At 46.1% G+C, this 10,290-nt stretch carries 6 protein-coding genes and 1 pseudogene; 4 read left to right on the top strand and 3 right to left on the bottom strand.

What is annotated here, in order from left to right:
* Together AB4329_RS18720 and AB4329_RS18715 are read left to right on the top strand one after the other, a co-directional pair.
* Window positions 1-442, top strand: a pseudogene (locus AB4329_RS18720) (hypothetical protein); the annotation flags it as partial.
* Window positions 363-1,130: a hypothetical protein gene (locus AB4329_RS18715; RefSeq protein ID WP_372139001.1), complete on the top strand. Its 768-nt coding sequence runs from the start codon at window positions 363-365 to the stop codon at window positions 1,128-1,130. The pseudogene AB4329_RS18720 and the gene AB4329_RS18715, both read left to right, overlap by 80 nt.
* 153 nt (window positions 1,131-1,283) lie before the next feature.
* On the opposite strand, the gene AB4329_RS18710 is transcribed toward AB4329_RS18715, so the two are convergent.
* The 3 genes from AB4329_RS18710 to AB4329_RS18700 all read right to left on the bottom strand — a co-directional run bounded on the left by AB4329_RS18710 (window position 1,284) and on the right by AB4329_RS18700 (window position 7,492).
* Window positions 1,284-1,778 carry an outer membrane beta-barrel protein gene (locus AB4329_RS18710; protein WP_274134781.1) on the bottom strand — a complete coding sequence of 165 codons (495 nt, stop codon included), beginning with the start codon at window positions 1,776-1,778 and terminating at the stop codon, window positions 1,284-1,286.
* A gap of 143 nt (window positions 1,779-1,921) precedes the next feature.
* A complete protein-coding gene (hrpA, locus tag AB4329_RS18705) occupies window positions 1,922-5,965 on the bottom strand; it encodes an ATP-dependent RNA helicase HrpA (RefSeq protein WP_372138999.1) in 4,044 nt (1,347 codons plus the stop codon).
* A 198-nt stretch (window positions 5,966-6,163) separates the two neighbouring features.
* Complete coding sequence (locus AB4329_RS18700; protein WP_017070881.1) at window positions 6,164-7,492, bottom strand: MipA/OmpV family protein; 1,329 nt, start codon at window positions 7,490-7,492, stop codon at window positions 6,164-6,166.
* An 80-nt stretch (window positions 7,493-7,572) separates the two neighbouring features.
* Between AB4329_RS18700 and AB4329_RS18695 the strand changes: the two genes are divergently transcribed.
* Window positions 7,573-8,025, top strand: a complete 453-nt coding sequence (locus AB4329_RS18695; protein ID WP_102428589.1) for a hypothetical protein — start codon at window positions 7,573-7,575, stop codon at window positions 8,023-8,025.
* Window positions 8,026-8,126: 101 nt separating this feature from the next.
* Complete coding sequence (locus tag AB4329_RS18690; RefSeq protein WP_372138997.1) at window positions 8,127-10,154, top strand: alkaline phosphatase family protein; 2,028 nt, start codon at window positions 8,127-8,129, stop codon at window positions 10,152-10,154.
* The last annotated feature ends 136 nt before the right edge of the window (window positions 10,155-10,290 follow it).

Genomic DNA, 10,290 nt, shown 5'->3' with positions numbered 1-10,290 from the left:
TGCACCTGCACCTGCACCTAAGTTTCAGCCTGCTCCGGCACCAATGCAACATATGCAGCAGGCCCCTCGCCCACAAGGTCGAGGCTCAATGAACAGCAACACCGTCTCTACTCATGATCTCAACGAAGAAGAGATACCATCATGGGCAGAACGTGCGTTTAAATTCTCCGGTTTGACCGGTGACCATAGTTTAGTATGGAAGAAATTTGTCCTCTGGTATAAAGCCAAAGCCAATGAATTAATGCCATTATCTCGGATTGAATCCAAGCTGCAGTACTGGCTAGTTAACGAGAAGCAAAATGAAAGACAACAACAGCAGAAGACCTCTCAATATTCAGGAAATGCAGGACAAGCTCAAGGAAATGGGTATAGACAAAAGCTTAGCCCATCTGAACGCTTCAGGCAGCAGCTCATTCAAAAAGGCAAAAAGCCAACCTTCTGAGCCTGTTGTATCTGACGTTCCTGCACGATCTGAAATAATTGAAGCAAAAAGCACTGAAGTTAATGTAGCGGCTGCACAAGCTGCGGATTCTGGTGCGTCTCAACAAGTACCTGTTGTTGATCAAGATCCTGCAGAGCTGGAACTAACCGATTGGTGTATTCACGTGTTCGGCTCTTTCTTGAGCGTGTACGAAACGCAGTGGGAATATCAGTACGGTAGTGAGCCAAGCGGTAAGTTCATTGAGTTTGCCAACTCTGTTGATTCAGACGGCCTTAACCGCGTTTTAATGCACTGCCACGAACGTATTCAGCTTGGCAACAGCTGGCCGCCGCAAATGGGTGAGCTGTGGATCCTGAAAGATTCTTTAACTGAAGAAGAGTTGCTGGATAGCCGTATCCGTGTGTTGTCTCGCACCGCTGCCAACAAAATTGAAAAATGGCTGATTCAGAACAAACTGTATGACTTGAAGCGTACGGCTGAAAACAAGCTGGATGGTCTGTTTAAGAAGTACTACTTGGAAGCAAAACGTTTAGATGAGAAAGGCATGCTGGAAACGGAGTTGCCGCAATTCCTGCTTGCCGCTAACTCAGTGAAAAACCTAAACGATTTAAAACGTGAAGAGTACGAAAGCCAGCACGGCAAAGCGATTAACCCAAGAATCCAGCGTATTCTGAACAGTAAAAAGTAACCGTCTACCCGCTGCCTGTTAGAAGAAAACAGAGTTGCAATTACCCGGTTAACAGATACAAAAATGCCAGCTATCAAGCTGGCATTTTTTATGAATTCTAACGAACTCTTTAACGACTATCCGACCGTTATTTACGATCGTTTTACTGATTGATTACAGTAGGTGAATAGTTGCGTTTAGAGAGAAAACGCCTGCGTCGTCATCTTTCATTTTGAAGTTTTGGTAGCTAGCGCCTACAGATAGTGGACCGAAGATGAAGTATTCAGCGCCTACAGCGTACATTACGTCTACATCGTCTTGCTTGAAGTTATCGCCTTTCACTTCGTATGAGTGAAGACCACCCTTCGCGTATACGTGAAGAGGACCGAAGTCGATGCTTGGTTTGATCGCTAGGTAAGCAGTGCTTACGTCAACACCTTGTTTAGCACGGTTGCCGTAGCTAACGTTGTCGAAAGAACCTAGATCCCAGTAACCCGCTTCAACACCGATTAGTGGAAGGATACCTGTACCTACGTGGATGCCCACCGCGTTTTCATCTTCACCAGCGAATGAGTTTTGACCACCCATTACACCGCCGTACAACCAAGAATCAGCCATTGCTGTTGAAGATGCACCTAGTAGTGCTAGTGCCAATAACGTTTTTTTCATATTCGACCTTTTTCGTCCTAGTGGCAGGCCTTGAGTGGTAATAAATTGCCACCAAGTCGCCCTGTATGTAATAACTATTCAATTAGTAATGCAATAAGCAAGATTTATACCCAAACCTTGCCATTGCGTCTAGCTTTATTCCTTTAGCAAGCATCAATCGCGTTTTTAACACGCTTATCTGATACTGGGTAAGGCGTACCGAGCTGCTGTGCGAAGAAGCTTACACGAAGCTCTTCTATCATCCAACGCACCTCTTTTACATTTTCTGGAACCGCGATCCCTTTTGGAATTTTATTCAGCAGTTCTTTGTAATCATTCATTACTGACTCAACTTTGATCATGTGAAGACGATCTTTGTTCGGGTCAATTGGCAGTTTTTCCATGCGGCGTTCAATCGCTCTCATATAGCGTAGAATATCCGGCAAGCGTTTCCACCCACATTCTGTGGCAAAACCCTTAAAAATCAAACCTTCTACTTGAGCTTTTATGTCAGAAAGTGCGAATGCCATAGAAAGATCCACGCGTCCTTTCAGCTTTTTACTGATGCTGAATGCCGTGGTTAGGATGGTTTCAACCTGTTGAGCAATCTCTACTACGGTATCACCCAGCTCTGCACGTACGTGTTCTTTCAGAGCTTCAAACTGCTCTGGTTCCCAAACCAAACCGCCCTTCTCTTCAATCAGCTTATCAATACCACAAGCGATACAGTCATCGATAAGATCGAGTACCTGTCCGTATGGGTTGAAGTACAAGCCAAGTTTCGATTTGTTCGGCAGGTTCGAGTGCAAGTATTTGATCGGTGATGGCACGTTCAACAAGATTAAACGACGCTGACCCGATTTCATTGCCGAGATTTGCTCTTGCTCGGTTTCGAACAGTTTGATCTCTACGCTGTCTTTGGTATCCACCAGCGCAGGGAAGGCTTTAACATCGTAGCCACCACGTTTCTGTTGGTAGACTTTTGGTAATTCACCAAAGCTCCACGTGTGCAGGTTCTGCTGCTCGATATCGTCGTCTGCCACTTTAGAAAGCGTTTCTTGAACCTTGTCTTTCAGGCTCTCTTTCAACTCATGCAGATCTTTCTGTTCTTTCAGCTTACGCTTGCGATGATCTACAGCGCGGAATGTTACCTTTAAGTGCTCTGGAATCTGGTCTAACTTCCAGTCATCACGTACCACTTCCACACCCGTCATGCGGCGTAGCTCTTTCTCAAGAGAATCCAGTAACGGTGCTTCAAGCGGTGTCACACGTGCCAAGAATGCATCTGCGTAGTTTGGCGCAGGCACAAAGTTACGGCGTAGCGTTTTAGGTAACGACTTAATCAAGCTAATTACTAGCTCTTGACGTAGACCCGGGATCTGCCAATCAAAACCGTTCTGGTCGATCTGGTTCAAGATAGGCAGCGGAATGTGTACCGTTACACCATCGTTATCGTCGCCCGGCTCAAATTGGTAACTCAGCTTGAGCTTGATACCGTTTTGGTGCCAGAAGTTCGGGTAATCCAAATCAGTAACGTGGCTAGCATCACCGCGGAACAGCATCGATTTTTCAAAGTTAAGCAGCTCAGGGGTTTTCTGACTGGTCTTCTTCCACCATGTATCAAAGTGACGGCCAGAAACCGCCTCTTCACCAACACGCTGGTCATAGAAATCGAACAGTTCATCATCGTCGATCAAGATGTCACGACGACGCGATTTATGCTCTAGCTCTTCGACTTCTTGTAGAAGCTTACGGTTCTGCTTGAAGAAAGCGTGTTTGGTTTCCCACTCACCTTCTACTAATGCACTACGTACAAACAACTCACGGCTGACGGTGGCATCAATCGCGCCGTAGTTCACAAGGCGCTTAGGTACGATTGGGATTCCGTAAAGCATCACTTTTTCGTGTGCCATTACCGCTGCTTGTTTCTTCGACCAATGTGGTTCGCTGTAACTGCGTTTAATCAGGTGTTTCGCTAGCGGTTCAATCCATTCAGGTTGAATCTTCGCGATAACACGGCCCCAAAGTTTTGAGGTTTCTACCAGCTCCGCAGACATGATCCACTTAGGCTGTTTCTTAAATAGGCCAGACGCAGGGAAGATGTGGAAGCGTGCATTACGTGCACCTTGATACTCATTCTTCTCTTGGTCTTTCATACCGATGTGCGAAAGCAGACCTGATAGCAGTGACATGTGAATGCCATCGTAGCTGCCCGGTTCTGTATTCAACTTAGTATCTAGCTCACGCATTGCTTGGTGAATTTGGGAGTACACATCTTGCCATTCACGGATACGTAAATAGTTGAGGTAATCTTGCTTACACTGTTTGCGGAACTGGTTACTCGACAATGCTTTTTGCTGCTGCTTGATGTAATCCCATAAGTTCACAAACGTGATGAAGTCAGACTCTTTATCGAAGAAACGCTTGTGCTTGTCATCAGACGATTGTTGCTTATCTGATGGACGCTCACGCGGATCTTGAATCGACAACGCAGACGCGATCACCATCACTTCGTGTAGGCATCGGTTACGTGGCGCTTCAATTACCATACGCGCTAAACGTGGATCGATAGGCAGTTTTGCCAGCTTACGACCAATCGCGGTTAGCTTCTTCTTGTCGTCGCCGTGGTTCTTGTTTTTGTTCGCTGACGGTTCAACGGTGGCGATCGCACCAAGCTCTTCAAGCAGCCTTACACCGTCTTGAATGTTGCGCTTATCGGGCGCTTCAACAAATGGGAACGCTTGAATATCGCCTAGGCCTAGCGCTGTCATCTGAAGGATAACCGATGCTAGGTTAGTACGAAGAATCTCTGGGTCAGTAAACTCTGGGCGTGATTCGAAATCTTCCTCTGAGTACAGACGAATACAGATACCTTCCGCAACACGACCACAACGACCTTTACGCTGGTTAGCACTCGCTTGAGATACTGGTTCAATCGGTAGGCGTTGTACTTTAGTTCGGTAGCTGTAGCGGCTAATACGCGCCGTACCCGGGTCGATAACATACTTGATGCCCGGAACGGTTAACGAGGTTTCTGCCACGTTGGTTGCCAGAACGATGCGTCGACCAGTATGAGACTGGAAGATACGGTTCTGCTCACCCGCCGATAGACGCGCGTAAAGCGGGACAATTTCGGTATCACGAAGGTTGCGTTTACTTAATGCATCTGCGGTATCACGAATTTCTCGCTCACCGTTCATGAAGATCAAGATATCGCCAAGGCCTTCATCACACAGCTCATCAACGGCTTCAAAGATGCCTTCGATTTGGTCGCGGTCTGAATCACTTTCATCACCACCTAATGGGCGGTAACGCGTATCAACTGGGTAAGTACGACCAGACACTTCAATAATTGGCGCATTGTTAAAGTGCTTAGAGAAACGCTCTGGATCGATGGTTGCCGACGTGATGATCACTTTCAGATCAGGACGCTTTGGCAGTAACTCTTTCAGGTAACCCATGATGAAATCGATGTTCAGGCTACGTTCGTGCGCTTCATCGATAATGATGGTGTCGTACTGATTTAAGAAACGGTCGTGTTGAATCTCCGCCAGTAGAATACCGTCGGTCATCAGTTTGATTTGGGTATTGTCAGAAATCTGGTCGTTGAATCGAACCTTATAACCAACGAACTCACCCAGCTGTGTTTCCATCTCTTCAGCAATACGGTTCGCAACCGAACGCGCCGCAAGACGACGGGGCTGAGTGTGACCAATTAAGCCAAAGCGGCCGCGGCCAAGCTCAGAACAGATTTTTGGTAGCTGAGTGGTTTTACCCGAACCCGTTTCACCCGCCACGATAACCACTTGGTTTTCAGCGATGGCTTTCGCGATGTCTTCGCGCTTTTGGCTAACCGGGAGAATTTCTGGGTATTCAATCGTTGGTTTCTGTGCCGCACGCTGAGTTGCCGTCATCATCGACTTAGCAATGTCTAACGCAATCTCATCAAAGACAGCGTGCTTAGCTTGTTCGTTCTTAATTTTGCTCGCACCAGCAATTCGCTTACTCAAACGGAAGCGATCGCGTATCATACATTCGTTGAGCGCTTTACGAAGAGAGGCTGGGCTATTCTGAGATGATTTGTTGTTTTTCGCTGATTGTTCAGCAGATTTTTTCGATGCAGCTTGGTTTGGTTTCGCTTTGCTCTGTGAAGAACTTGGCTGTGCTGCATTCTTGTTGTTATCTGCTTTTTCCGGAGACGAAGTCAAAGCGTGTCCTATTCTTGTACTTATTAAACTCGCGCGATTATATCACAAGTCTCAAACAAAAAAGCCTGACAGCAAAGGGAAAACCTTTAGCTATCAGGCTGATTAATCTCGCTAACACTCGCAGGAGCTATGAAAGCGCGGTCAAATGTAATTCGTACTTAGTCAACTCTGGTTTAAAGCTAACGTTAAAAACTGCGCTTAAAACTCATATTGGAAGTAGACCGTGTTGTAGTTACTGCCGCCTTTGATACGACCATACTGAGAGGATTTTTCAAAGATCGCAGAACGATGATGCAATGAATAACCGAACCATAAGTTGTTCAAGTCATTCTTACCAATCAAGTCGCCAACGTTGACATCGAATGAGAAGTCTAAGTAGTTCAATAGATGGCTTGCGGTGTAACCTTTACGGTCCATCTCAGAGCCTTCGATATAGGTAATCGAATCGATGTAAGACATACCTTCTGCCACACCAACACGCCACTGAGTTGGCCAATCAAAGGTGTAGTACGCCTTGATTGCGATAATGTATTCGGTGCTGCTCGATTGAACGTCTGAACTCCAGTGGTGCGCAATACCTGGGGTTAAATAGATATCCAGTGGCAAACCGAAGATCTCATCGGTTAACGGGTGTCCATAGAAGAACGAGGTCAACTGGTTGTTGTATTCGTCTTTCTCTCGATTGAACTTCATGATGTCGCCAATATTGGATGGCGTTCCCCAGCCGTGTGCGACACGTAAGTACGGCGCATTGCTCAGTTTAGGTTTTGGCGCTTTCTCTTTGTCGTTAAAGAAACCAAAGCCAAGGTACAATTCCCCCTGATAACGGTCTTCAACAATCGAAGAATCGTAAGCGTTATCGTCCAATCGAGTCACACTGGTTGAACCCAATAAGTACAAGTTAGAAACCACATGGTAACGCGTTTCAACACCAACATTTAAGTCAACACCAGCACCAATGGTTTCATTAGATGCGGAGTAATACTCACTGTTGAAATCAGCACTTTTATAACGCAGCGTCGCGCTCGGGTAAAACTCCCAATCTCCAGTTTCATACTTGGCTTTAGCTCGTAAGTTACCGTGGAAGTTGTATTCACTGTCGCTCATTAACTCCGTCTCGACAGACCAAGAATCATCAAGTTGGTAGGTCAGTTGAGCACCAAAGTCCGCCGTATCGCCTTCAATCGCGTTCTGCTCAGATGCAGGAATATCAATAAAGCGCATGCGAGAGATAGCATTGAAAGACCACTTCTCATCGTCAGTTTGATAGAGGTATGCCCCCATCTCAGTACCGTCAATAAACACATAATCGTTCTTGAAAAACAGCATCGGTACGAATGAGCTAACCGATTGGTCGCCACCAGACGTGTCATAAGGGATGCTTGCTGTACGGAACATTGCAGCGATGCCCCACTCTTGCTCTTCAGCGGCCCACGCATTAGCACTTACGAAAATGCCACTTAGGAAAGCGCTACCTAGTAAAACCAATCCAGATGAAGGAAGAGTCGGTAAATATTTGAGCTTCATTCTTGTGTAATTACTCTTTGAAAAAATATTGTGTTACTGATTAGACATTTATTAACCATGACGGCTAACTATTTTTAGGTTTGCTCGGCATTGACCGTTACAATGTAGAATATTCTCGGTTAAATGAAAGTATTGTGAAAGTCTCCGAATTACAAAACATTATAGATCACTTACCCAAAGATTCCGATCCAGATATTGTTATGGGTGAGGCGTGGTTGCCTGAGCGTTTGGTGGATACCAACCTAGACGGTGACATGCTATTTCTTGAATTCGATAATGCCCCTGAAGACAATCAAGGGGATGAAGAAGGCCGTGGCTTTGTTGAGCACGAGATTGCTATGATTCGAGAAAAGCTCGAACTGTTATTAGACGAGCCTTCCGATACCAAGACCAAAGCCGATGCCCTATTGGCAATATTTCTAATGGGCCATGAACTTTCTAGCTCAGAAGTTATCGAAGTTCTTGAATCAACAGAATCTGAAACGACAGAGCCTGAGATTGCAGAGCATAATCAACAGAATCTGACTCAGTAGAATTTGAAGCATCAACGCTTGGAACCACAAAGCCAGACACGAACAAGCTCGAAACAAAAGAACACCACGACGACTAGCCACCAACGATTTTAGGTACCGTATTGAAACCCTCTACGACATCATCTCTTCCCCTGTTACTCGCCGGACCCATTTTAAGAAAAACCACCGCGACTGAAGTAGTACTTTGGTTAGCCACCAGCTCGCCTCTTACAGGCAGAGCCGAGCTTCATACTCAAGAAATAGACGATTCTGAAGCAGCACAAGACCAGCCGTTTTATACCTCATCGCTTGAAGAACATGATTCGATTCAAATCGGTACACATGCGTGGATAACGCTAATTCGCTTACAAGGTGAGTTTCCGACTAATACGCTGCTTGAATATGACATTCACACAGAGTCAGGTTCACTAAAAGAGCTCGCCCCTCACCTTGTTTACAACGGTAAATCTCGCGTTGAGTTTAAGATATCGACCTCAGCTGATTACATTCTTCATGGCTCTTGCCGCAACCCGCATCATCCAAGCAAAGACAGCCTAGTTTCAGCCGATAACAAGATGGCCGATCAAACCGTCGCTGAAAGACCCGACATGCTGATGATGAGCGGCGATCAGATCTACGCCGACCATGTGGCAGGCCCAACACTTGATGCTATTCAACAAGTGATTCACCTGCTTGGCCTTGTAGGCGAAAGCTTACCGACTGACTCGCAAATTAAACAAATCAACAACAGTGACGCTCTGTATAACAGTGAATACCACTTATACCAGCGTCATCACTATTTGCCGCACCACACAGCTTCAGAATCCATGCTCGATAAGTTATTCCCGAACCGTGGCGTGCCGATTTTTAGCTCTACCGATTGTGAAAACCACTTGGTCACGCTGTCTGAGTTTATCGCGATGTACTTATTGGTTTGGTCTCCGACACTGTGGCAATGCGTCAATCGAGAGCGTTTAATTGAGAATAACTTCACTCAAGGTGGACGCCAATTAACACCGACTGAGCAGCAACAATGGCGTGATGAAAGCGTCATCATGGATGATTTCATTGCTGGCTTACCGCAAGTGCAACGTCTGTTCGCGCATATTCCAACGTACATGATCTTCGATGATCACGATGTGACGGATGATTGGAACCTTACCGTGGGTTGGGAGCATGCCGTCGACCAAAACCAGTTCGCGACCCAAGTCATTGGTAACGGCCTTGCGGCTTACTGGATGTGTCAAGGTTGGGGTAACAAACCGGAGAGCTTCGATGAAACGTTTATCGAGCAAGCAAAACAGCTTTTTGTCGCTCAACCGCTCATTACTAAACAACCGCGCATTAGTAAACAAACTCATAATGAAGCCGGCAATGCAGCGACTACTCACTCTATTGGCAACATCGAGCCAGACAAGCATCAAGCCTTCATTGAGATGCTGAGTCGCTTTGAAGAATGGCATTACACAATAGAGACTTCACCCAAAGTCATTGTGTTGGATACTCGTACGCGTCGTTGGCGTTCAGAGTCACGCATGAATAAGCCTTCAGGTTTAATGGACTGGGAAGCCTTGATTGAGTTTCAACATCAGTTAATGAATCAAGATAAAGTGGTGATCGTTTCTGCTGCACCGATGTTTGGCGTGAAGTTTATTGAAACACTGCAAAAGATGGCGACCACAATCGGCAAGCCATTGGTGATAGATGCTGAAAACTGGATGGCACATCCGGGCAGTGCGAATACGCTGATCAGTATCTTTACACATACCAAAACACCAACCAACTTTGTGGTACTTTCTGGTGACGTTCACTACTCCTTCGCTTATGACATCAAGCTTAGATATCGCCGCAACAGCCCGAACATCTATCAAATCACCTGCAGTGGCATTAAAAATCAGTTCCCTGCTCCGCTGCTTAAATTCTGCGATGTATGGGACCGTCTGTTATACAGCCCTCGCTCAGTTTTGAACTACTTCACTAAGCGTAAACGCTTGAAGATCGAAAAACGAAGCCCAGACAATCAGACCTTCTATCGCCTTTCAAACCGCAGTGCGATTGGTGAATTGAGGCTAGACACCGATGGGAAACCGCAATCGATCACCACCCTGAGCGGCGATGGTAAGGTTACACGTTTTCCGGAACCGGACTAGGAAGTGCTCCTTATCGCTCGCGTATCCGTAATGTCAGTTTTTAGTAAAGACGCTTGCGATCACACTCTGTAGACCCAATAGTTATGGTTATAGTCGATAACTATCAGCGTTACGGAACCCGATACAAATTTTAACT

The organism is Vibrio sp. 10N.261.54.A5, assembly GCF_041471145.1.
GTDB lineage: Bacteria > Pseudomonadota > Gammaproteobacteria > Enterobacterales > Vibrionaceae > Vibrio > Vibrio crassostreae_C.
The sequence above is the reverse complement of the archived record's forward strand: the minus strand, read 5'-3'. Positions and strand labels throughout refer to the sequence as shown.